The 20,893-nt window shown below is 71.3% G+C and carries 22 protein-coding genes; 10 read left to right on the forward strand and 12 right to left on the reverse strand.

Going from position 1 to position 20,893, the window contains the following annotated elements; all coding sequences use genetic code 11:
- The first annotated feature begins 63 nt into the window (after positions 1 to 63).
- Both ACZ5WE_RS00435 and thpD read left to right on the forward strand, forming a co-directional pair.
- Positions 64 to 468 carry an ectoine synthase gene (locus tag ACZ5WE_RS00435; protein WP_361826232.1) on the forward strand — a complete coding sequence of 135 codons (405 nt, stop codon included), beginning with the start codon at positions 64 to 66 and terminating at the stop codon, positions 466 to 468.
- Between the two features lie 100 nt (positions 469 to 568).
- Positions 569 to 1,468 (forward strand): ectoine hydroxylase, encoded by a 900-nt coding sequence (gene thpD, locus ACZ5WE_RS00440; protein ID WP_467690232.1) that lies wholly within the window; start codon positions 569 to 571, stop codon positions 1,466 to 1,468.
- A 118-nt stretch (positions 1,469 to 1,586) separates the two neighbouring features.
- Here thpD and ACZ5WE_RS00445 read toward each other — a convergent pair whose 3' ends face one another.
- Positions 1,587 to 2,654, reverse strand: coding sequence for an alkene reductase (locus tag ACZ5WE_RS00445; RefSeq protein ID WP_467690230.1), 1,068 nt, complete (start codon positions 2,652 to 2,654; stop codon positions 1,587 to 1,589).
- A gap of 165 nt (positions 2,655 to 2,819) precedes the next feature.
- Between ACZ5WE_RS00445 and ACZ5WE_RS00450 the strand changes: the two genes are divergently transcribed.
- On the forward strand, positions 2,820 to 3,335 hold the full coding sequence (locus tag ACZ5WE_RS00450) for a MarR family winged helix-turn-helix transcriptional regulator (RefSeq protein ID WP_467690229.1): 516 nt from the start codon (positions 2,820 to 2,822) through the stop codon (positions 3,333 to 3,335).
- 697 nt (positions 3,336 to 4,032) lie between these two features.
- Here the strand turns inward: ACZ5WE_RS00450 and ACZ5WE_RS00455 are convergent.
- The 4 genes from ACZ5WE_RS00455 to ACZ5WE_RS00470 form a co-directional block, all read right to left on the reverse strand.
- Positions 4,033 to 5,079 carry an aminotransferase class V-fold PLP-dependent enzyme gene (locus ACZ5WE_RS00455; protein WP_467690228.1) on the reverse strand — a complete coding sequence of 349 codons (1,047 nt, stop codon included), beginning with the start codon at positions 5,077 to 5,079 and terminating at the stop codon, positions 4,033 to 4,035.
- 95 nt (positions 5,080 to 5,174) lie between these two features.
- Entirely contained in the window at positions 5,175 to 5,882 is a 708-nt protein-coding gene (locus ACZ5WE_RS00460) for a DsbA family oxidoreductase (RefSeq protein WP_467690226.1), read from the reverse strand.
- A gap of 77 nt (positions 5,883 to 5,959) precedes the next feature.
- Positions 5,960 to 6,451, reverse strand: a complete 492-nt coding sequence (locus tag ACZ5WE_RS00465; protein WP_469157278.1) for a GNAT family N-acetyltransferase — start codon at positions 6,449 to 6,451, stop codon at positions 5,960 to 5,962.
- 23 nt (positions 6,452 to 6,474) lie between these two features.
- The gene (locus tag ACZ5WE_RS00470; RefSeq protein ID WP_467690223.1) at positions 6,475 to 7,455 is read right to left on the reverse strand and encodes a GlxA family transcriptional regulator; all 981 of its coding nucleotides are present in this window, start codon (positions 7,453 to 7,455) and stop codon (positions 6,475 to 6,477) included.
- Positions 7,456 to 7,526: 71 nt separating this feature from the next.
- On the opposite strand from ACZ5WE_RS00470, the gene ACZ5WE_RS00475 reads away from it, so the two are divergent.
- Positions 7,527 to 8,939 carry an MFS transporter gene (locus tag ACZ5WE_RS00475; RefSeq protein ID WP_467690221.1) on the forward strand — a complete coding sequence of 471 codons (1,413 nt, stop codon included), beginning with the start codon at positions 7,527 to 7,529 and terminating at the stop codon, positions 8,937 to 8,939.
- Between the two features lie 110 nt (positions 8,940 to 9,049).
- Here ACZ5WE_RS00475 and ACZ5WE_RS00480 read toward each other — a convergent pair whose 3' ends face one another.
- Both ACZ5WE_RS00480 and ACZ5WE_RS00485 read right to left on the reverse strand, forming a co-directional pair.
- Positions 9,050 to 9,658, reverse strand: a complete 609-nt coding sequence (locus ACZ5WE_RS00480) for a DUF1349 domain-containing protein (protein WP_467690219.1) — start codon at positions 9,656 to 9,658, stop codon at positions 9,050 to 9,052.
- Positions 9,659 to 9,663: 5 nt separating this feature from the next.
- The gene (locus ACZ5WE_RS00485) at positions 9,664 to 11,193 is read right to left on the reverse strand and encodes an aldehyde dehydrogenase (NADP(+)) (RefSeq protein ID WP_467690217.1); all 1,530 of its coding nucleotides are present in this window, start codon (positions 11,191 to 11,193) and stop codon (positions 9,664 to 9,666) included.
- A gap of 136 nt (positions 11,194 to 11,329) precedes the next feature.
- On the opposite strand from ACZ5WE_RS00485, the gene ACZ5WE_RS00490 reads away from it, so the two are divergent.
- From ACZ5WE_RS00490 to ACZ5WE_RS00515, 6 genes are all read left to right on the forward strand, one after another.
- Positions 11,330 to 12,100 carry an IclR family transcriptional regulator gene (locus ACZ5WE_RS00490; RefSeq protein ID WP_160504308.1) on the forward strand — a complete coding sequence of 257 codons (771 nt, stop codon included), beginning with the start codon at positions 11,330 to 11,332 and terminating at the stop codon, positions 12,098 to 12,100.
- Positions 12,101 to 12,132: 32 nt separating this feature from the next.
- Entirely contained in the window at positions 12,133 to 12,603 is a 471-nt protein-coding gene (locus ACZ5WE_RS00495; RefSeq protein WP_467690379.1) for a GNAT family N-acetyltransferase, read from the forward strand.
- A gap of 149 nt (positions 12,604 to 12,752) precedes the next feature.
- The gene (locus ACZ5WE_RS00500) at positions 12,753 to 13,742 is read left to right on the forward strand and encodes a hypothetical protein (protein WP_467690215.1); all 990 of its coding nucleotides are present in this window, start codon (positions 12,753 to 12,755) and stop codon (positions 13,740 to 13,742) included.
- A 17-nt stretch (positions 13,743 to 13,759) separates the two neighbouring features.
- Positions 13,760 to 15,028: a sensor histidine kinase gene (locus ACZ5WE_RS00505; protein WP_467690377.1), complete on the forward strand. Its 1,269-nt coding sequence runs from the start codon at positions 13,760 to 13,762 to the stop codon at positions 15,026 to 15,028.
- Positions 15,029 to 15,059: 31 nt separating this feature from the next.
- Complete coding sequence (locus ACZ5WE_RS00510) at positions 15,060 to 15,728, forward strand: response regulator transcription factor (protein WP_467690213.1); 669 nt, start codon at positions 15,060 to 15,062, stop codon at positions 15,726 to 15,728.
- An 83-nt stretch (positions 15,729 to 15,811) separates the two neighbouring features.
- Positions 15,812 to 17,260 (forward strand): peptidoglycan D,D-transpeptidase FtsI family protein, encoded by a 1,449-nt coding sequence (locus ACZ5WE_RS00515; RefSeq protein WP_467690211.1) that lies wholly within the window; start codon positions 15,812 to 15,814, stop codon positions 17,258 to 17,260.
- A gap of 64 nt (positions 17,261 to 17,324) precedes the next feature.
- On the opposite strand, the gene ACZ5WE_RS00520 is transcribed toward ACZ5WE_RS00515, so the two are convergent.
- From ACZ5WE_RS00520 to ACZ5WE_RS00540, 5 genes are all read right to left on the reverse strand, one after another.
- A complete protein-coding gene (locus ACZ5WE_RS00520) occupies positions 17,325 to 18,041 on the reverse strand; it encodes a hypothetical protein (protein ID WP_467690210.1) in 717 nt (238 codons plus the stop codon).
- Positions 18,038 to 18,400, reverse strand: coding sequence for a PadR family transcriptional regulator (locus ACZ5WE_RS00525; protein ID WP_467690209.1), 363 nt, complete (start codon positions 18,398 to 18,400; stop codon positions 18,038 to 18,040). Before ACZ5WE_RS00525 ends, ACZ5WE_RS00520 begins: the two co-directional genes overlap by 4 nt.
- A 3-nt stretch (positions 18,401 to 18,403) precedes the next feature.
- Positions 18,404 to 19,156, reverse strand: a complete 753-nt coding sequence (locus ACZ5WE_RS00530) for a CPBP family intramembrane glutamic endopeptidase (RefSeq protein ID WP_467690208.1) — start codon at positions 19,154 to 19,156, stop codon at positions 18,404 to 18,406.
- A 138-nt stretch (positions 19,157 to 19,294) separates the two neighbouring features.
- Positions 19,295 to 20,116: an HAD family acid phosphatase gene (locus tag ACZ5WE_RS00535; protein WP_467690207.1), complete on the reverse strand. Its 822-nt coding sequence runs from the start codon at positions 20,114 to 20,116 to the stop codon at positions 19,295 to 19,297.
- Positions 20,117 to 20,244: 128 nt separating this feature from the next.
- Positions 20,245 to 20,835 carry a TIGR03086 family metal-binding protein gene (locus tag ACZ5WE_RS00540; protein WP_467690206.1) on the reverse strand — a complete coding sequence of 197 codons (591 nt, stop codon included), beginning with the start codon at positions 20,833 to 20,835 and terminating at the stop codon, positions 20,245 to 20,247.
- Between the last annotated feature and the right edge of the window lie 58 nt (positions 20,836 to 20,893).

The following is a 20,893-nucleotide window of genomic DNA, read 5'->3' on the forward strand; positions in this document are numbered from 1 at the left end:
ACCGCCTCGGCGGCCCGGCCGCCCGCGTCTTCACCCCCGTAAGAGAAAAGGAACCAAGTCACCGTGATCGTCCGTTCGTTCAAGGACATTGAAGGCACCGACCGGCACGTGAAGTCCGCGTCCGGCACCTGGGAGAGCAAGCGCATCGTCCTCGCCAAGGAGCGGGTGGGCTTCTCGGTCCACGAGACCATCCTGTACGCGGGTACGGAGACGTCGATGTGGTACGCCAACCACATCGAGGCCGTCGTGTGCACCAAGGGCGAGGCCGAGCTGACCGACGACACGACCGGCGAGAAGTACACGATCACGCCGGGCACGATGTACCTGCTCGACGGGCACGAGAAGCACACGATGCGGATCAAGGAGGACTTCCACTGCATCTGTGTCTTCAACCCGCCCGTCACGGGTCGTGAGGACCACGACGAGAACGGCGTGTACCCGCTGCTCACGGAGCCGGAGCCGGCCTAGCCGGAGCGCGCACCCAGAATCTCCCTCGCCGCCCTTTCCTCTGGGCGGCGGGGGTGTACATCCCGGAAAGGGCCGTACGAGAGGAGAGGCAGGCAACACCATGACCACCGCACCCGAACGCACCGCCGACCTGTACCCGACCCGAGGCACCGAGGAGGTCCTCATCGAGCGCAAGGACCCCGTCGTGTGGTCCGAGCCGGGTACGCCGGGGCCGATCGCGGCCGATGAACTGGCGGGGTTCGAACGGGACGGTTTCCTGGCGATCGACCAGCTCATCACCCCGGACGAGGTGAGCGTCTACCACGCCGAGCTGGAGCGGTTGATCGGTGACCCCACGATGCGGGCGGACGAGCGCTCCATCGTGGAGCCGCGTTCCCAGGAGATCCGCACCATCTTTGAGGTGCACAAGATCAGCGAGCTGTTCAAGAAGCTCGCGGCCGACCCGCGAGTGGTGGGTCGGGCCCGGCAGATCCTGGGTTCCGACGTGTACGTCCACCAGTCCCGGATCAACGTGAAGCCCGGCTTCGGAGCCTCCGGGTTCTACTGGCACTCGGACTTCGAGACCTGGCACGCCGAGGACGGACTCGCGAACATGCGGACCGTCTCCGTCTCCATCGCGCTCACCAAGAATCACGACACCAACGGCGGCCTCATGATCATGCCGGGGTCGCACAAGACGTTCCTCGGCTGTGAAGGCGCGACGCCGAAGGACAACTACAAGCGGTCCCTGCAGATGCAGGACGCGGGCATTCCCTCGAACGAGACGCTGACCAGCCTCGCCTCGGACTACGGTATCCGGCTCTTCACCGGTGAGGCGGGCTCCGCGACCTGGTTCGATTGCAATGCCATGCACGGTTCGGGGGACAACATCACGCCGTTCCCGCGCAGCAACGTCTTCATCGTGTTCAACAGCGTGGAGAACACAGCGGTGGAGCCGTTCGCGGCACCGGTACGGCGGCCGGAATACATTGGGGCTCGGGACTTCACTCCGGTGAAGTGAGCAGTCTCTGAGACAAGCAGTCTCTGAAGTACGCGGTCTCTGAAGTACGCAGTCTCGTACGAGAGTTGGCCCGGCACCTGGGGGTGCCGGGCCACACTCGTCTCCGCCGCCCGCGCGCCTACAGCGCCGGGTAGTCCGTGTAGCCCTTCTCCGTGCCGCCGTAGAACGTCGCCGGGTCGGGCGTGTTGTACGGGCCTTCGGCCTTGAGGCGGGCCGGCAGGTCGGGGTTGGCGAGGAACAGCGCTCCGAAGGCGACGATGTCCGCGGTGCCGTCCTCGACCAGGGCGAGCGCGTCGTGGCCTGTGGGGCCCTCGGTCGCCGGGTTCAGGATGAAGTGTCCGTTGAAGCCGTCGCGCAGGGTGGTCGCAAGATCGCGGACCGGACCCACCTCCATGACGTGCAGGTACGCCAGATCCAGGGCGCTCAGCTCCTTCACCAGGGAGGTGTACGTCGCTTCGAGCTCGTCCGCGGGCTCGGAGATGTCGTTGAAGGGGTTGCCGGGAGACAGCCGGATGCCGGTGCGGGCGGCGCCGATCTCGGCGGCGACCGCCCTCGCGGTCTCGACCGCGAAGCGGACGCGGTTCTCCGGGGTGCCGCCCCATTCGTCGGTGCGCCGGTTGGAGCCCGGCGCCAGGAACTGGTGGATCAAGTAGCCGTTGGCGCCGTGCAGTTCGACTCCGTCGAAGCCCGCATCGATCGCGTTGCGGGCCGCGGCCACGAAGTCGCCGATGGTGGCGCGGACCTCTTCACCGGTCAGCTCGCGCGGCGTGACGTAGTCCTTGGGACCCCCGGCCAGATACGCCTGCCCCTCGGCCGCGACGGCCGAGGGGGCCACGTTCACCAGGCCGTCGGGGAGCAGGTCGGGGTGGCCGATGCGGCCCGCGTGCATGAGCTGCGCGAAGATCCTGCCGCCCGCGGCGTGGACGGCGGTCGTGACCTTGCGCCAGGACTCGATCTGCTCGGCGGAGTGCAGGCCCGGGGTGTCCGGGTAGCCCTGGCCGACAACGGAGGGCTGGATGCCCTCCGTGATGATCAGGCCCGCCGAGGCGCGCTGGGCGTAGTACTCGGCGGTGAGTTCCGTGGCGGTGGCGCCCGCGCCCGCACGGCTCCGGGTCATCGGAGCCATGGCGATGCGGTTGGCGAGCGGGGTGCCTGCGAGGTCGATGGAGTCGAACGCGGTGGTCATCTTGATGCCCCCAGGAAAGGTGATTGGTCGGCCAAGTAATTGAACCGGACGCCACTGTAACCTATTCCTTGGCCGGCCAAGCTAATCTGGAGAAGTACACCCGCTCTTCCCTCAGGGACACCTCCTCTCCCCTCAGAGACACCTCCTCTCCCCTCAGGAGTACCGATGAAGGCTTCGGCCGCCCCCGCCGACCCCGCCTGTACCGAGCTCCCCACCGCGGCGCGGCGGGGCCCCGTCAGCCACACCGTGAGCCGGGTGGCCCGGCTGCACCGGATCGCGGCGGGCAAGGTGCTCAAGAGGCTCGGGCTCTACCCCGGCCAGGAGTTCGTGATGATGTACCTCTGGGACGCCGGGCCTGTGCGGCAGTCGGAGCTCATCAAGGCAGTCGACCTCGACCCGTCGACGGTCACCAAGATGCTGCAACGCCTCGAACAGTCGGGCCACGTACTCCGCCGCCCGGACCCGGCCGACCGCCGCGCGGTACTGGTCGAGGCCACGGACGCGAGCTGCGGATTGCTGGCGGAGGTGGAGCGGGCGTGGGGCGAGCTGGAGGAGCAGACACTGGCGGGGCTGGACAAGGACGAGCGAGCGGAGCTGGCACGGCTGCTCGGCCGGGTGGAGGCGAACCTGTGCACGGAGACGGCGGACTGCCCCTTGGAGGGGCGGGGCGGGGGCGCCTAGTCCCCGCCCAGTCCTGTCGCTGCGGGGCCAATCGGGTGGGTAGCCGGGAAAGGACCAGGGCCTCCTCCGTACGCGCGGCCCACGCCACACGCCACGGCGTGCCGTCCGCACCGCCGCACGGCCCGGGTGCGCGCAGCCCGAGCCGCACGGCAGCGGCTCGTCCGCGGCCAGCAGATGCGCGACCGTGTCGTGAACGTCGCCGTCGTGCACGACGGGGGTCGCCCAGGGCCCGTGCGCGTCCAACTCCCCTAGCAGCGCCTGGAGTCCGGCGACAGCGGCAGCGTACGGCGCGGCATGCGCGGCCGTACCGGAGGCCGCCGGCCGGGAGCGCAGGGCGAGGGCCAGGACCCGGTCGGCGGGGGCGGGGCCGGACCGTCACGGTCGGGCCGTCCAGATGGCCTGCTGTCGCCCGCAGGCGCCCCGTCTGCGCCACGCACGGCTCGCAGTCGGCCAGATGGCGGAGCCACCGTCCGCTCCTCGCCCGGCATGAGCGCGCCGACGGCCCAGGCCCCCGAGCAGTTCATGTACGGCCTCGTGATCCGTGGTCATCACGCGCCTCTTTCACCTGGAGCGTCGGCAAGTGCCGTGCCGGATGGGCCGGATGGGCCGGATGGGCCGGATGGGCCACTGATACCACCGCCTCCTCAGGCCACCCCGTCATGCCTTCCTCGCGCCCCGCCGCCCGCGGCGCCGGGGTTCAGCCGGAGAGCACGTCGAGGATCCGGTCCACGTCCCTCTCTGTGTTGTACAGATGGAACGAGGCCCGCAGGTGTCCCGCCCGCGCGGCCGTGTTGATGCCGGCCCGGCTCAACTCGGGCTGCCTGTCGGCGAGCCCGGGGACGGAGACGATGGGGGACGCGCCGGGCACCGGCTCGTGGCCGAGATCCGCGAGCCCGGCGCGGTAGCGGGCCGCCAGCGCCGTGTCGTGGGCGTGCACCGCTTCGACGCCGGTCTCCTCCAGGTACGCAAGGGCCGCTGCCGCTCCGTGGTACGCGAGGAAGGCGGGTGGTTCGTCGAAGCGGCGTGCGTCGGGGGCCAGTTCCGACAGCGGGCCGTATGTCGAGTTCCAGGTGTCCGCCGCCGCGAGCCAGCCGCCGTGCAGCGGGACGAGGGACTCCTGGGCTTCCTCCCTCACCGTCAGGAACGAGGTGCCGCGCGGGCAGAGCAGCCACTTGAAGGCGCCCGTGACGGTGTAGTCGTACAGACTCGCGTCGAAAGGCAGCCAACCCGCCGCCTGCGTCGCGTCGTTGAGGGTGCGGGTGCCGTGGGCGGCGGCTGCCTCGCGGACCGCGGTGTCCTCGGCGAGGCGGCCGTCGGCCGACTGCACGCCGGAGTACACGACGAGGGCCGTGGTGGGGCGGATCGCATCGGCGAGGTCCTCGAGGGGCGCGTACCGGATCTTGAGGTCGCCGCGCACCACGAAGGGGTTGATGATCGAGCTGAAATCCCCCTCGGGAAAGAGGATTTCGGAGCCGGGCCGTTGCGACGCGGCGATCAGTCCGGCGTGGACGGCGACCGATCCGCCGTTGGCCACGCGCGCGTGCGGCACTCCGACGAGCCGCGCGAACGACTCTCGGGCGGCCTGCACGATCCCGAAGTCGCCCGAGCCGCCCCGTCTGCCCGCGCCGTTCTCGGCCGCGAGGCGCTGAATCGCCTCGACGGCCCTGGCGGGCAGCAGGCCGCAGCTCGCCGTGTTCAGATACGTCGACGTGGGCGCGAACTCGGCGCCAGGCGTGATCCCCATGGGGTCAACTCTCGCGCCCCTTCGCACCCACGTCCATCGCCGAAGCGCGGAGGGGTGCTCTCAGTGACGCTCACGCGTCGCCGCTCCCAGGGGGTTCAGGCCTGCGGAACAGCGCAACCGTCAGGGCCGCAGGCGTCGCCGTCCGCGAGCGTGGTGAGCGGCGAGCGGCTGCCCCACGCCTGTTCCAGGGCCTGCGCGAAGACGTCGGCGGGCTGGGCGCCGGAGACGCCGTACTTGCGGTCGAGGACGAAGAACGGCACGCCGTTCGCGCCGAGCTCGGCGGCCTCGCGCTCGTCGGTGCGTACGTCGTCGGCGTAGCGGGACGGGTCGGCGAGCACCGCGCGGGTCGCCTCCGCGTCGAGACCGGCCGCGACGGCGAGCTCCACGAGCCGCTCGTCGTCGTCGAAGACGGAGCGTTCCTCGGCGAAGTTGGCCCGGTAGAGGAGCCCGAGCAGCTCGTCCTGCCTGCCCTGCTCCTTCGCGAAGTGCAGGAGGCGGTGCATGTCGAAGGTGCTGCCGTGGTCGCGGCCCTCGGTGAGGTAGTCGAGGCCCTCGGACGAGGCGTTCACGCCGAGGTTCCGCTCGGCGTCCTGGGCCTGCTCCTCGCTCATGCCGTACTTCTTGGCGAGCATCGGGATCACGAGCCCGCTGTCGCCCTTGGCGCGCGAGGGGTCGAGCTCGAAGGAGCGGTGCACCACCTCGACGTCGTCGCGGTGCGGGAAGGCGGCGAGTGCCTTTTCGAAGCGGGCCTTGCCGACATAGCACCAGGGACAGGCGATATCGGACCAGATCTCGACGCGCATGTGACTAGCTCTCTTCAGGTCGAACGGTAGTGCGGAGGATCCCTCCGGTCAGTTGAAGAACGTACGACCTGTCCCGCTCATTCCCCGGCCGTCACGGAAAGCCGCATCCGCAGATGCGTGTCGGCGCCCTCGCCCGGCGCCGCCTCCCGCCAGCCAAGGCGGGCGTAGAAGGCCTGGGCCCGTCGGTTCTCGCGGTGGACGTCCAGGGAGGCCTCCCGAATGCCGTCGGCCCGCCACTCCTCCACGCACGCGGCGTGCAGCGCCGCGCCGACCCCCGCGCGCCAGTGGCCCGGGTCGACGTGGAACTGGAAGAGCGTCATGGTGTCCGCGGCCTCGCCCTCCGGCGTACGGAAGGACGCGAGGCCCACGATCCGGCCCTCGCGGACCGCGCACAGCACATGCCCGCCGCGTCGCTCGATGCCCGCCCGCCACATCGCCGTCCCGTCGACGGCTTCGTCCGGCAGCCCCTCGGGGTAGTACGTGGCACGGGCGCGCTCGTGCAGGGCGGCGAGGGCCGGGGCGTCGGCGGTGAGGGCGCTGCGTATGACGGTCGGCATCACGGTCCGCATCGTCGTGGGGAGTGCTGAGTGGATCACGCTGCGATAGACGTGTTCCGGGACCTTTGAGTTCCGAGGCGGCTGAACTGGGCGCGGTAGGCGCTCGGCGTGAGTCCGGTGCGGCGCACCAGGTGGCCGCGGAGCGAGTCGGCGCTGCCGAGCCCGCAGGCCTGCGCCACCTGGTCCATGGAGAGCGGGGTCGTCTCCAGGAGCTCCTTGGCCCGCTCGATGCGCTGGTGGAGCAGCCACTGCAGTGGGCTCACCCCGCTCTCCGCGTGGAAGCGCCGGGTGAGGGTGCGCACGCTGACGCCCGCCTGCCGGGCGAGGTCGGTGAGCGTGAGCGGCTCGTCGAGGTGGCGCATGGCCCAGCCCCGGGTGTCGGCGCAGGCGTTGCCGCGCTCGGGCGGGAGGGGGGTCTGGGTGAACTGCGTCTGGCCGCCGGGCCGTACGGGGGCGACGAGCGCGGCCCTCGCCACCTCGTTGGCCACGGCCGCCCCGTAGTCGGTGCGGATGATGTGCAGGCACAGGTCGATCCCGGCGGCGTACCCCGAGGACGTCATGACCTGCCCGTCCTCCACGTAGAGCACGTCGCCCTTGAGGTCGAGCGCCGGGTAGCGGCCGCGCAGCTCCTCGGCGAGCTGCCAGTACGTGGTCGCGCTGCGTCCGTCGAGCAGTCCCGCCTCGGCCAGCACGAAGGCGCCGCTGCAGATGGACGCGATGCGCCGGCCCGCGCCTGCGGCCTCGCGGACGGCGGCGACGGTCCGCGGGTCGGGTTCGTAGCGGTGTCCGGTGCCGGCGACGAGGAGGGTGTCGGCGTCGCGCACGGCGTCGAGCCCCCGCTCCACCTGGAGGCTGAGCCCGCCGGTGGTGGCGATGGCGCCGGGCCGCGGAGTGCAGACGACCACCTCGTAGCCGGGCCCGCCGGCCACCTCGACCTTCTCGAAGAGCATCTCGGGGATCGCGAGGTTGAACATCGAGACGGGCGAGGGCGCGATGACGGCGACGCGATGGGGCATGGCCAGAACCTCCGGAGGTATGGCATTCAGGCCACTACTGTAGCCGCGCCGCCATCAGCAGACTCATGGGCATGGCAACGAACTCCCTCACCGAAGGCCCCCGCGAGGCGGGGCACTTGACGGCCCCGGCCCCGGCCCCCTCGCCGGCGCCCCGCCCCGCGCCCGGCAGGGGCCGCGTCTCCCCCGGTCTCACGCTCACGGCCGCCATGCTCGGTTTCGCCCTGATCACGCTCGACGCCTCCGTGGTGAACGTGGCGCTGCCCGCCATAGGCGACTCGCTGGGCGGCGGCATGTCCGGGCTCCAGTGGGTCGTGGACGCCTACACCCTCGCCTTCGCCGCCCTGATGCTCTCCACCGGCGCGCTCTCCGACCGGATCGGCGCGACCAGGGCGTACGCGACCGGCATCACGGTGTTCACGGCCGCCTCGGTGGCGTGCGGGCTCGCGCCGTCGCTGCCCGTCCTGATCGGCGCGCGGGTGGTGCAGGGCATGGCGGCCGCGGTGGTCCTGCCCGCCTCGCTCTCCCTGGTGCGCCAGGCCTACTCCGACGCGGCCAAGCGGGCGCGTGCGGTGGCCCTGTGGGCGGCGGGCGGTTCGGTGGCGGTGGCGCTCGGCCCGGTCGCGGGCGGTGCGCTGACCACCGCGTGGGACTGGAGCGGCATCTTCTTCATCAACGTCCCGCTGGGCGCGGTGGCGCTGGTTCTGCTGTTGCGCTCCCCGCGCTCGGAGCGGCGGCCCGCGCCGCTGGACGTGCCGGGTCAGTTGCTCGCGGTCCTGACGCTGACGGCCCTGACCTTCGCGGTGATCGAGGGCGGTACTACGGGCCTGTTCGCCCTGGCCGTCGCGGTGGCGGCGGGAGCGGTGTTCCTGCGGACGGAGGCGCGGCAGGCGCACCCGGTGGTGCCGCTGGAGCTCTTCCGTGACCGGACGGTCGCGATCACCGTCGCGGCCGGTGCCGCGTGCAGCGTCGCCTTCTACGGTCTCGTCTTCGTCTTCAGCCTCTTCTTCCAGGAGGTGCAGGGGCGTTCGGCTCTGTGGGCCGGGCTGATGTTCCTGCCGATGACCGGGCTCATCGCGGTCACGAACGTCGCGGCGGGGAAGCTGGCGGCGCGGGTCGGCCCGCGGATCCCGATGCTGGTCGGGCAGGCGGTCGCCGTCGCGGGGCTGTTGCTGCTGCTCCTCGCCGACTCCTCGACGCCCGCGCTCGCCCTCGCGTTCCTCATGGTGCCGCTGGCACTGGGCTGCGCGCTGACCATCCCGCCGCTCACCGCGGCCATGATGGAGGCGGTGCCTGCTGACCGGGCCGGTCTTGCCGCGGGGGTGCTCAACTCGGCCCGGCAGGTGGCCGGAGGCCTGGGGATCGCGGCCTTCGGGGGGCTGGTGGCCGGGGACTTCGTCTCCGGGATGCGGGTGAGTCTGCTGATCTCGGCGGGGCTGCTCGCGGCTTCGGGGGTGGCGACGCTGGGGCTGCGGCGAGGGCGGTGACCCCGTGCGAGGCCTCCTCAAACGCCGGACGGGCTGGACAGATCCAGCCCGTCCGGCGTTTGAGGACGAACTCGGCGAAGCCGGTGACAGACGGTGCGCGCGACCCGGGGTCAGGAACCGTCCCTGAGGCCCCGGGGCCAGTTCGGGCGGAATTCGATCCCCTCGTACGTCACCACGCACCCCTCCCCCACCGGGGACTGCGCCATGAAGCCCACCAGAGCCGCGCCCGCCGCCTTCTCCTCGCCGAGGGAGAAGATCCGGACGAACGTCCAGTGCTTCCCGTCGAGCGAGGCGTGGAACGCGAACGCCGCACCGGTGCGGCTGATCCGGAGCCAGACGCTGCTGCCGTCCACCACGAAGGCGTTCGCGTCGTCGGAGCGGCCGCGGGTGACGACCGTGCAGACCGTCGCCTCGTCCGGCGACCGCTCCAGGCAGAGCTTCGCCCACTCCCGGTCGCCCACGTGCAGGTAGAGCACGCCCGCGTCGAACGCCGCCGCGAAGCCGACCGTCACGCGGGCGATCAGCTGGAAGTCCCCCTCGGGAGCGCCGAGGAGACGCGGGGCGTCCGAGGCCGGGTCCAGGGCCTCGCCCGTCGGCGGGACGAAGCGGTCCTGCCGGGCGCCCGCCCAGCCGGTCAGCACCCCGTCCTCGTACGACCAGTTGCCGTCGGGGCCGTACGTGCGCAGGGAGAAGGGCAGTTGGGGGATGTTGACGTCCATGGACGTCAGTGTTCCAGGCGCCCTTCGTAGCGCCGCGGCAGCCCCAGCGGATTGTCGTCCCGCAGCTCGGGCGGCAGCAGCGCGGCGGGCGTGTTCTGGTACGCGACAGGACGCAGCCAGCGCTCGATCGCCGTACCGCCCACGGAGGTGGAGGTGGACGTCGTCGCGGGGTAGGGCCCGCCGTGGTGCTGCGCGGGCGCCACCGCGACCCCGGTCGGCCAGCCGTTGACCAGCACGCGCCCGGCCAGCGGGGTCAGTTCGGCGAGCAGCGCGGCCCCGCGCCCCTCGCCCGCGGTCTCCTCCGCGGAGAGCTGCACCGTGGCGGTGAGGTTGCCGGAGAGGCGGGTGAGGGCGGCGGTGATCTCGGCGTCGTCCTCGTAGCGCGCGACGACCGTCACCGGTCCGAAGCACTCCTCCAGGAGCAGATCGTGCTCACCCTCGGTGGCGAGCTTCGCCGCGGGGACCGTCAGGAAGCCGGCGCTCACCGTGTGCTCGCTGCCCGCACCCGGCGTCACCGGCACGTCCACGTCGGGGAGTTCACCGCGCTCACGCACGCCCGCCACGAAGTTGTCCCGCATCCGGTGGTCGAGGAGCACCCCCGCCTCGGTGTCGCTGACCGCCTCCGTCAGGGACTTGATGAACCGGTCGCCGCCCGCGCCCGCCGGAGCGAAGACGAGGCCCGGCTTGACACAGAACTGGCCGACGCCGAGCGTCATCGAGCCCGCGAGGCCCGCCCCGATCTCCTCCGCGCGCTCGAGAGCCGCGGCCTCGGTGACGACGACCGGGTTGAGGGAGCCAAGCTCGCCGTGGAAGGGGATCGGGACGGGGCGGGCCGCCGCCGCGTCGAAGAGGGCGCGGCCACCGCGGATCGAGCCCGTGAAGCCCGCGCCGGACACGAGCGGGTGCTTGACGAGCTCGACTCCCGCGTCGAAGCCGTGCACAAGGCCGACGACGCCCTCGGGGATGCCGTGCAGGGCCGCGGCCCGCCGCAGTGTCGCCGCCACCAGCTCGGAGGTGGCCGGGTGGTCCGGGTGCGCCTTGACGACCACGGGGCAGCCCGCGGCGAGCGCGCTCGCGGTGTCGCCGCCGGGGACGGAGAAGGCGAAGGGGAAGTTGGACGCGGAGTAGACGGCCACGACGCCCAGCGGGATCTTGTAGCGCCGCAGGTCCGGGATGTGCGGCGTAGCGCTGCTGTCGGGGTGGTCGATGACGACGCCGAGGAAGCCGCCCTCGTCGACGACGTCCGCGAAGGCCCGCAACTGGTAGCTGGTACGGGCGAGTTCACCGGTGAGCCGGACGGGGCCGAGCGCGGTCTCCGCGTCCGCGGCCTCCACCAGGTAGTCCTTGGATCCGTCGAGCAGTTCGGCCGCGGACCGCAGGAAGGCGGCGCGTACGACGCGGTCGGCCAGTGCCTCCTTGGCGGCCAGCGCGGCGCGTACCGCCTGATCCACCTCTTGGACTGTGGCTTCGACCGCAACCTGTTCGCGCTGCTTCCCGGTTCGGGGGTCGACACTCCAGACTGGTGCTGCTGCCACCGCGGGCTCCTCCAGAGGTGATGCCACAGATGTGCTGCCACCCACCTGGGCTGTTCGATATGCTGAACACTGTCTCCGATGATGAATAGCGGAGGCTTTGGAGACTATTTCTCGTCGAACTAAGGGGTCAAGGGCGATGTCGGCTGGCGAGACTGGCGGGGCACAGGTCAAGTCCGCTGTGCGGACGGTGGAGTTGCTCGAGTATTTCGCGGGACGCCCCGGAATGCACTCTTTGGCCGCCGTCCAGGAAGCCGTCGGATATCCCAAGTCCAGCCTCTACATGCTCCTTCGCACGCTGGTGGAGCTGGGCTGGGTCGAGACGGACGCGACGGGAACGCGGTACGGGATCGGGGTACGGGCCCTGCTTGTCGGCACCTCGTACATCGACGGTGACGAGGTGGTGGCGGCGGCACGTCCGACGCTCGACCGGCTCTCGGACGACACCACGGAGACGATCCACCTGGCACGCCTGGACGGCACGAACGTCGTGTACCTCGCCACGCGCCAGTCGCAGCACTACCTGCGGCCCTTCACGCGGGTGGGCCGCCGCCTCCCGGCGCACTCGACGTCCCTGGGCAAGGCGCTGCTCGCCACCCACACCGACGAGCAGGTCCGCAAGATGCTTCCCGAGACGCTGCCCGCGCTGACCGAGCACACGATCACCGACCGCGAGAAGCTGATCGAGGAGCTGCGCACGGTCCGCGAGCAGGGCTTCGCCGTGGACCGCGAGGAGAACACGCTCGGCCTGCGCTGCTTCGGCGTCGCGATCCCGTACCGCACGCCCGCGCGGGACGCGATCAGCTGCTCCGTGCCGGTGGCCCGGTTGACGCCGGCGCACGAACAGATGGTGAAGGACGCGTTGTTCGACGCGCGGGACCGGCTGACACTGGCGACTCGTAGGCTCTGAGCATGGAGAACCCGAGCAGGAGCGTGATGAGCATGGATGTCAGTCTGCGCCCGGTCCACGACAGTGATCTCCCGGTCTTCTACCGGCAGATGAACGATCCCGAGGCGAACCGCGTCGCGGCGTTCACCTCGCCGAAGTCGGCGGACTGGACGCTTTTTGAAGCCCACTGGAAGGGGCTTCGGGAGTCGGGCGACGTCGTCGCCCGCACGGTCCTCGCGGACGGCGACGTGGTGGGCAGTGCGGCGGTCTACGGGGAGCCGGGCGAGCGGGAGGTCACGTACTGGATGGACCGCGCGTACTGGGGCCGCGGCCTGGCCACGGCCGCGCTGCGGGCTCTCCTCGCGGAGGTGCCGGAGCGCCCGCTGTACGCGCGGGCGGCGGCGGACAACGCGGGGTCCCTGCGAGTGCTTGAAAAGTGCGGCTTCCGGGTGACCGCCGCCGCGCGGGGCTTCGCACATGCGCGGGGCGAGGAGATCGACGAGGCAGTGCTGGTTCTGGCGTAGGAGCCTCGCGCACCGTCGATCACCGGCTCCGCCGAGTTCGTCCTCAAACGCCGGACGGGCTGATCGATTCCGGCCCCTCCCCCGCACGGCGGAGGCGGATCATCGGCGCGCAGGACGTGCCCGGCAGCCGCCGCCGGGAGCGTAGAGGCATGGCCCCGACACTCACCGCCGCTCTCCGCGCCCTCGCGATTCTCGCCGCCCTCCCCTACCTCACCCTGAAGATCGCCTGGATCGCGGGAAGCCACATCGGCATCCCCGAGAACAGCAGCCTCCTCGAGCACCGCACCGCCATGATCTTCGCCAACAGCCTGACCGTCCTGATGGACGCGAGCGTCATCGTCCTCGCGCTGCTCCTGACCCGCCCCTGGGGCCTGCGCACACCGGCCTGGCTGCTGGCATTTCCCATGTGGGCGGCCACTGGTCTCCTCACGCCGATCATGGCCGGCTTCCCCCTCCAGCTCCTGGTCAAGGCGCTCGCCGGCAGCGTCAACAGCGAATCGAGCAGCGCCAGCGACGGCGGCAGCGAGAACGTCTTTCTCCACGAGTGGGTCTTCGGCGTCGTCTACACCGGATTCATCCTGCAAGGCCTCGCCCTCGGCAGCCTCTTCATCCTCTACGCCCGCAACCGCTGGGGCCACCTGTGGCGGGGCCGTGTGCGGGACCTGCCCCGCACCGTCCCCCACGGGAACCGCCGCCTCGCCCTCGCCGCCGCCCTCCTGGCCCTCGGCCCCGCCGCCCTCAACGTCCTGTGGGCCACCGGCTCCACCTTCGCCCTCAACGAGGCGCGGATCGAGGAGCGTACGACCGACTTCCACGTCTTGGCAGCTCTCGACCTGCTCTACCTCTGCGCCGCCGTCGGCGGCGGCCTCCTCCTCGCCTTCCGGCGAGGCCGCGCGCTGCCGGTGAAGGTGCCGCTCGCCCTCGCCTGGCTCGGCTCGGGTGCGGTCACCTGCTGGGGCGGCTGGCTGCTGCTCGCCTCGCTCGGCGGCGTCGACGACATCGCCGCGCAGCCGACGACGCCCATGATCCTGACCTACGCTGTGCGGATGATCGTCGGGACGCTTGTGCTCACCCTCGGGGTGCGGTTCTTCAAGGAGCGGGCGTGCGCCGCCGCTTCGGAACCGCGGCTCACCGCGTGAAGCCTTTCGCCGCGACCCTGACGGCGCCGTCGGTCCTGTTCGGGCGGCGGGCGCGGCGCCGGTGGATCCATCTGGTCCTCGGCGGCGCGCTCGCCATGCCGTACGTCCTCGTGGGCTCCGTCATCGTCGGGCCGCTGCTCGGCGAGGACAACATCTTCGGCTCGCTCACCGCTCAACTCGGCGCGTTCGCCGTGGGGTTGCCGCTCGCCGCGATCACCGCGCTCTTCCCCCTCACACGGCCCATGTCGGTGGCCGCCGTGCGCGCGCTGTGCGACGTGCCGGGCGACGTGCTCGCCGACGGGCCCGCCCGGTCACGGCAGGCGCGCGGGCGCACCGTCGGGTGGTTCACCCTGCACCTCGGGTTCGGCGGGATCATCAGCGGAATGTCGCTCGCGCTGCCGCCGTTCGCCGCGGTGCTGATCGCGCTGCCGTTCGCCGCGGTGCTGCGGGGCAGCCGGGTCGGGATGCCGGAAGTCTTCGGCGAGGGCTGGATGTTGGCGCTCTCCCCGGTCATCGGGATCCTTTCCCTCGTGGCACTCGCGGGGTGCGCCGCTGCGGCCGGGGGCCTGCTCGCGCGCTGGGCGCCCGCGCTCCTCGGCCCCTCGCCCGCCGACCGGCTCGCGGCGGCCGAGCAGCGCGCCGCGGACCTCGCCGTGCGCAACCGGCTCGCTCGGGAGCTGCACGACTCGGTGGGCCACGCCTTGAGCGCGGTCACGCTGCAGGCGAGCGCAGCCCGCAGGGTCCTGGACCACGACCCGGAGTTCGTCCGCGAGGCCCTGGCCGCCATCGAGGAGACGACCCGGCGCACGGTGGGTGAACTCGACGCGGTCCTCGGGGTGTTGAGGGAGGGCGGCGGCGATCAGGCGAGCCCGACGGCTCCCGCCCCCACCCTCGCCGCCGATCTCGACGGGCTGCTCAAGCGCACCCGCGCCGGCGGCCTGCGGGTACGGGCCACGGTCGAGCTCGGACCCGAAGGACCGGACGCCCTGCCCCCGATGGTGTCCCGCGAGGCCTACCGCATCGTCCAGGAGAGCCTGAGCAACGCGCTGCGGCACGCGGGCCCCGGCGCCCCGGTGACGCTGAGGATCGCCCTGGACGGCACCGACCTGGAGATCCTCGCCGAGAACCCGCTGCCCGACGACACCCCCGCCTCCCGCCCCGGCGGCGGCCACGGCCTGCGCGGCATCACCGACCGGGCCAGGCTCCTCGGCGGCACCGTGCGGGCGGGCCCCGTCGGCGGGGTGTGGCGCGTGGACGTAAGGCTCCCCCTGAAGGGACCCGTATGACGACCGACCTCCCGAAGGGACCCGTTCACACATGACCGAGACAGCCTCTGCCCCCATCCGCATCGTGCTCGCCGACGACGAGCGTATGGTGCGCACCGCCCTGCGTGTGATCCTCTCCGCCGAGCCCGACCTGGAGGTCGTCGGCGAGGCGGCGAGCGGTGCGGAGGCGGTGTCCGTGGTGCGCGAGGCGAGGCCCGACGTGGTGCTCATGGACGTGCGCATGCCGGAGATCGACGGCATCCGGGCCACCGAGCAGATCCTGCGGACGCAGGCCGACCCGCCGCGCATCGTGGTCGTGACGACCTTCGAGAACGACTCCTACGTGTACGAGGCGCTGCGCGCCGGAGCCTCCGGGTTCCTGCTCAAGCGGGCCGACGCGGACTCGCTCGTACAGGCGGTGCGGCTCGTCGCGCGCAGCGACTCGCTGCTCTTCCCCGCGGCGGTGCGTGCCCTGGCCGCCGAGCACGCGCGCGCGAAGCCCGCGCCGCCGTCCTGGGTGGCGCGGCTGACGGGGCGCGAGAGCGAGGTGCTGCGGCTGATGGCGGCGGGTCTGACCAACGCGGAGATCGCGGGGCGGATGGGTGTGGGCCCCGCGACGGTGAAGACGCACGTGGCGTCGGTGCTGGCCAAGACGGGGGCGAGGGACCGTACGCAGGCGGTGATCGCGGCGTACGAGGCGGGTTTCATGAACGCCGACTGAACCCGCCGCCCGCAGTATGAGGAATCTCTAAGAAGCCTGGCAGAACGGAACGAATACGTCCGGTCCGCTCGTCCTTTTATGGGATGAACAAGACGATCAGGAACGCCTCGGTCTTCACGCTGCTGCTCGTGCTCGCCCTCCTGGTGCGGGCGACGTGGGTGCAGTTCTACGACTCGAAGGCGCTCGCGGACGACAAGCTGAACCGGCGCAACGCGATCGAGCAGTACGCGAACCCGCTGGGCGACATCATCGTGGGCGGTGACGCCGTCACCGGCTCCGCGCGGACGAAGGGCGGCGACCTCAAGTACAAGCGCACCTACAAGGACGGTGACCTGTACTCGTCCGTCACGGGATACAGCTCGCAGGTGTTCGGAGCGACGCAGCTCGAGGGCATCTACAAGGACGTCCTCGACGGCACCGACAACCGGCTGAAGAACCCACTGGACACGCTGACCAACAAGCGCGCCGACCCGGGTGACGTGATCACGACGATCGACCCGGCGGTGCAGAAGGCCGCGTACGAGTCGCTCGGCGACAAGAAGGGCGCGGCGGTCGCCGTCGACCCGAAGACGGGCAAGATCCTCGGCATGGTGTCGACTCCCTCGTACGACCCTTCCGACATCAGCAGTTCCACGGACTCCAAGGAGTGGCAGGCGCTCCTGAAGGACAAGGAGAAGCCGATGGTCAACCGCGCGCTGCGGCAGCCGCTGCCGCCGGGGTCGACGTTCAAGCTGGTCGTCGCGGCGGCGGCCCTGGAGGACGGGCTCTACGGCTCGGCGGACACCAGGACCGACAGCCCGAACCCGTACACGCTGCCCGGCACGAGCACGGTCCTGAAGAACGAGAGCGCGAGCGCGCCCTGCGAGGACGCCTCGATCCGTACGGCGCTGCAGTACTCGTGCAACAACGTCTTCGCGAAGCTGGCCGTCGACCTGGGCCAGGACAAGGTGAAGTCGATGGCCGAGAAGATGGGCTTCAACACCGACAAGCTGGACGTGCCGGTGCGCGCGTCCGAGAGTGTCTACCCCTCCGACATGGACAAGGCCCAGACGGCGCTGACCGGCATCGGCCAGTTCGACGTGACGGCGACGCCGCTGCAGATGTCGATGGTCACCGGGGCGATCGCCAACGGTGGCGAGCTGCTCTCGCCGCACATGGTGTCCCAGATCACCGACTCGAACGGCGATGTGCTCGACTCGTTCGACGACGCGGACTCCGAGCGGGTGATGAGCGAGGACACGGCGAGCCAGCTGCAGTCCGCGATGGAGACGGTCGTCGAGAAGGGCACCGGCACGAACGCGCGGATCAGCGGCGCGGACGTGGGCGGCAAGACGGGCACGGCCCAGCACGGCGAGAACAACAGCAAGACGCCGTACGCCTGGTTCACGTCGTATGCCAAGGGCAGTGACGGCAAGGAGGTCGCGGTGGCGGTCATCGTCGAGTCATCGGACGCGGCGAGGTCGGAGGTCAGCGGCAACGGCCTGGCGGCGCCGATCGCGAAGTCGATGATGTCGGCGGCGCTGAAGCGCTAGCCGCTGCGGCTGCGGGCGGGCCCACCCGCGGGGTGCCGATACAGAAGACGGCACCCCGCGGAGGTCAACGGCGCGAACGCCGGACCTGCCGGCTCCACAGGGCAGCAAGAGGTACCAGGACCCCCACCAACGCTCCCCCGGCGAAGCCGAGCCCCGTGCCGGAGTCACCCTCGTCCAGGGCGACGGCCACCCCCGCCACGGCCAGGGCGACCAGCATGGAAGCCACCAGCAGGTAGAACTTCCGGCTCAAGAAGTTCCGCCGCCCCGGCACCGGCGGCGGCGACATCACCTCGGCCCCCGGCCCAAGGCTCGCAGCCAGCGGCCGCTTGAACCACGCGTAGACGATCCAGTTCCCGCAGGCCTCCCAGCCCTCGGGGGCCAGCCGCTCGTCCAGGCCCTCGCGCCCCCGCGTGACCAGCTCACGCCGGTACTCCCAGCGCTGCGGCCGCTCCGGGTCCCGGTGGCTGACGAATCGCCCGAGGGCGTCGACGCGCTCGACCTCCCAGCCCTCGTCCCCGAAGCGGTTCAGCAGCTCCTCGTCGACGTACGTGTCCGCGGTCCACCGCCATGTCTCGACGTGCGCCTCGGGAGTCTCGGGCCCCCGGCCCCCGGCGGGCGCCAGTTCGCCGGCGAACTCCGCCGCCGGCCCGAACTCGGCCTCCGGGGCCGCGCCGCCCGACTCCTCCAGGTGCGCCCGAAGATCCGCGAGGATCGCCGTGACGTGGTCGGAGCTCATCCCCCGCTCCCGCAGCAGCGCGGCGAGGTCGTCGAACCAGCTCATCGCACACCCGCCTTCGCGAGCACCTCGCGCACGGAGCCGTCGAAGGCGAGCCACAGCCCGCCCTGCTCGCCGAGCGTGGCGCGTCCGGCGTCCGTCAGCGAGTAGTAGCGCCGGCCGGGGCCCTTCTCCGTGGCGCGGAACTCGGCAGCGACCAGGCCCGCCTCCTCCAGGCGGTTGAGCACGGGGTAGAGCGTGCCGCCCTTGATCTGGCCGAAGCCCGCGGCGCCGAGCAGCTTGGCGATCTCGTAGCCGTAGCTCTCGCCGTCGGTGAGACTCGCGAGCACGAGCAGGTCGAGTACGCCCTTGAACCAGCTGGCCCGGCGGTCGGTCTTCGCGCCTCCGGAGGCGGGTGCGGTCATTGGTCAGCTGCCCTTCGGGGTCGGCTCGTACGCGGAAAAGCTGCCGACCGGTTCCGGGACGGGGAGCGTCAAGTCCCTCACGGAGAGGGCGATGTGGACGGCGATGGGCAGCAGCAGGCTGCCGGTCGACACATAGAGTCCGGCGAACAGCGCACCGACCAGGCCGAAGGCGATGGCGCCGCTGCGACCCTGGTAGACACCGGCGATGGCGTACACGAGCGCCGAAAGGGCCGCCGCCACATAGAGGTTGAGGCCGAGTACGCCCACTCCGAAGGCGATCAGGAGCCCGCGGTAGACGAGTTCGGCGCAGATGCCGTCGGTCACGGCGACGGCGATCGCGAGGCGGCGCTCCTGTGCGGTGCGCGGCAGCATCGCCTGGATGGAGGCGAGTCCCGGTACGTTCCTGCCGCCTTCGGCGAGGGCGCGCATCTTGCGCCCGGACACCACCGAGATCGCCGCCACCAGGACGATGACGACGGCCGTGGACATGGGTGACGCGGGTGCCGCGATGCCGAGGTCGGCGGCGGCCATGCCCGGCGAGAGCAGCAGTACCGCCACGGCGAGCGCGGCGAACAACGCCCAGAAGGCGAGCACGAAGGCGAAGTAGCCGACGAGAGCGCGTGGTTCGGTGTCGCGGCGGCGGGCGAGCGAGCCGTAGAGACGGCGGCCGAGCCAGGGCTCACCGAGCAGCAGATAGGCGCCGAGCACGGCGGTGATGGCCGTGGACGCGGCCGAGAAGTCCGGCGAGACGGTCATGGCGGGATCCCCCTTCCCGAAGGGGCCGCGGCGGATGTGCCGCGCGGCCCCATGAGCACGTGAGCTACCTAGACCGTAGAGCGACCTAGTCAGGAATACAACCTATCTCGCCATGCAGACTGGAACCCGGCGACGGGCCTACTCCACGAAGTACGTCGGATTCGGCAGCTTGTACGTCTTGTCCGCGTACCCGCCCGCGAGGTCGGAGACCTGGTCACCGAAGCTGCCGACGATGTTGTAGCCGTTCGACTCGATGTGCTTGCGGGTGCCCTCCTTGAACTGCACGGTGGTGCACTCCCACTTGGCGGGTGTGGCGCAGTCGCTCAGATAGGCGGGCGGGGCCGTCTTGTCCTTGGTGAAGACGTGCGTGGTGTCGAGCTGCGTGTCGTACCCGGCCCTGGCGAGGTTGGTGACGGCGCCCGCGCGCTGCGACTCGCTCAGGCCGGTCAGGAAGAAGACCTCGACGCCCTTGCTCTTGGCGTACTTGACGAGTCCGGGCATGCCGAAGACGGCGGGGCGCTTGGCCGCCTTCACGTACGCGTCCCATGTTCCGTTGTTGTACGTGTAGTTGGTGGTCTTCTCGTAGTCGAAGCTGAGCAGCGCGGTGTCGTCCACGTCGAGGACGATCGCGGGCTTCTTGCCGTGGCCGCCGGTCTTCGCACCGTGACCGCCGCCGTGCGCAGCGGCCTTCCGGATGTCCTTCCTCGCCTTGGCCTGGATGCGTGCCAGATCCTTGGCGTACGGGCTCTTGGGCGAGGAGCGCCAGACGCCGTCGGCGTCCTGGTACGCGCCGTAGTAGTCGTCGATCTCGCCGACGAGCACGCCGATGTTCTGGGGCTCGGCGGTGTGCCGCGGCGATGCGTTGTCGGCGGTGGCGGCGCCGGTGCCGGTGCCGTACAGCGTGGCGCCGGCGACGGCACAGGCGGTGGCGATGCCCGCCGTTCGTAGGGACTTGCGCATGGGTGCGTTCTCTCCGGATCAGAGTCAGGGCAGGTCAGTGCTTGTCTACGCGCACTGTCTACGCGCATCACACGCTGCCCCGCGAGACCCTTTACCCGATCAATACCTGATCCGGAGAAAGCCTGGGGCTACGCCCCTGGCGGCGCCCACCCCGGGTCCCGTCCGCTGAGACCGATCACGCGGTCGAGGAGCGGGGCGTCGTCCGGCACCGGCACCACGGCCCCGAAGAGGCTGTTCCCCGAGTCATCACCCTCCTGGGGCGTGAGCAGCCCCTGCGCCACGCGCAGGCTCGCCTCGTCGGGTGCGTACGCCTGCCCCGTCGCCCGCGCCAAGTCCCATCCGTGCACCACGAGTTCGTCCATGGCAACGGCCCCGGCGGCGGCACCCGGCAGATCGACGCCACCCGCCCTGGTCATGCCCTCGTATGCGGCCGGGTCGCGCCACGCCCCCGTCAGCTCGTCGAGCAGCTTCGGCAGGGCGGCACGCCACTCGGGGTCGAGGTCCGGCACGGCGCTGCCCGGGTCCTGGTCGAGGTGGGGCCCGAGGTCCTTGCGCGCGGCGTCCCGGAACGCGCCGGTCAGACCGACCAGATGACCGAGGAGATGACGCACCCGGTACTCCGGACAGGGCGTGGGCCCCGCGAGCTGCTCGTCCCTCACGCCTTCCGCGACAGCCGCCACAAGCCGGGCCTGCGGCGCGAAGTCGATCGTCTCCGTCATGAATGCTCCCGATTCTCGGCGGCCCCGCACAGCGGACCGCGGTCCTGCCCTGTAGACC

It is taken from the genome of Streptomyces sp. NPDC033180 (assembly GCF_055577645.1).

Coding starts and splice junctions, on each gene's coding strand:
- thpD (WP_467690232.1), top strand. CDS start 569: ATGACCACCGCACCCGAACGCACCGCCGACCTGTACCCGACCCGAGGC.
- ACZ5WE_RS00445 (WP_467690230.1), bottom strand. CDS start 2,654: ATGACCACCGCGTTCGACTCCATCGACCTCGCAGGCACCCCGCTCGCC.
- ACZ5WE_RS00450 (WP_467690229.1), top strand. CDS start 2,820: ATGAAGGCTTCGGCCGCCCCCGCCGACCCCGCCTGTACCGAGCTCCCC.
- ACZ5WE_RS00455 (WP_467690228.1), bottom strand. CDS start 5,079: ATGGGGATCACGCCTGGCGCCGAGTTCGCGCCCACGTCGACGTATCTG.
- ACZ5WE_RS00460 (WP_467690226.1), bottom strand. CDS start 5,882: ATGCGCGTCGAGATCTGGTCCGATATCGCCTGTCCCTGGTGCTATGTC.
- ACZ5WE_RS00465 (WP_469157278.1), bottom strand. CDS start 6,451: ATGCGGACCGTGATGCCGACCGTCATACGCAGCGCCCTCACCGCCGAC.
- ACZ5WE_RS00470 (WP_467690223.1), bottom strand. CDS start 7,455: ATGCCCCATCGCGTCGCCGTCATCGCGCCCTCGCCCGTCTCGATGTTC.
- ACZ5WE_RS00475 (WP_467690221.1), top strand. CDS start 7,527: ATGGCAACGAACTCCCTCACCGAAGGCCCCCGCGAGGCGGGGCACTTG.
- ACZ5WE_RS00480 (WP_467690219.1), bottom strand. CDS start 9,658: ATGGACGTCAACATCCCCCAACTGCCCTTCTCCCTGCGCACGTACGGC.
- ACZ5WE_RS00490 (WP_160504308.1), top strand. CDS start 11,330: ATGTCGGCTGGCGAGACTGGCGGGGCACAGGTCAAGTCCGCTGTGCGG.
- ACZ5WE_RS00495 (WP_467690379.1), top strand. CDS start 12,133: ATGGATGTCAGTCTGCGCCCGGTCCACGACAGTGATCTCCCGGTCTTC.
- ACZ5WE_RS00500 (WP_467690215.1), top strand. CDS start 12,753: ATGGCCCCGACACTCACCGCCGCTCTCCGCGCCCTCGCGATTCTCGCC.
- ACZ5WE_RS00510 (WP_467690213.1), top strand. CDS start 15,060: ATGACCGAGACAGCCTCTGCCCCCATCCGCATCGTGCTCGCCGACGAC.
- ACZ5WE_RS00515 (WP_467690211.1), top strand. CDS start 15,812: ATGAACAAGACGATCAGGAACGCCTCGGTCTTCACGCTGCTGCTCGTG.
- ACZ5WE_RS00520 (WP_467690210.1), bottom strand. CDS start 18,041: ATGAGCTGGTTCGACGACCTCGCCGCGCTGCTGCGGGAGCGGGGGATG.
- ACZ5WE_RS00525 (WP_467690209.1), bottom strand. CDS start 18,400: ATGACCGCACCCGCCTCCGGAGGCGCGAAGACCGACCGCCGGGCCAGC.
- ACZ5WE_RS00530 (WP_467690208.1), bottom strand. CDS start 19,156: ATGACCGTCTCGCCGGACTTCTCGGCCGCGTCCACGGCCATCACCGCC.
- ACZ5WE_RS00535 (WP_467690207.1), bottom strand. CDS start 20,116: ATGCGCAAGTCCCTACGAACGGCGGGCATCGCCACCGCCTGTGCCGTC.
- ACZ5WE_RS00540 (WP_467690206.1), bottom strand. CDS start 20,835: ATGACGGAGACGATCGACTTCGCGCCGCAGGCCCGGCTTGTGGCGGCT.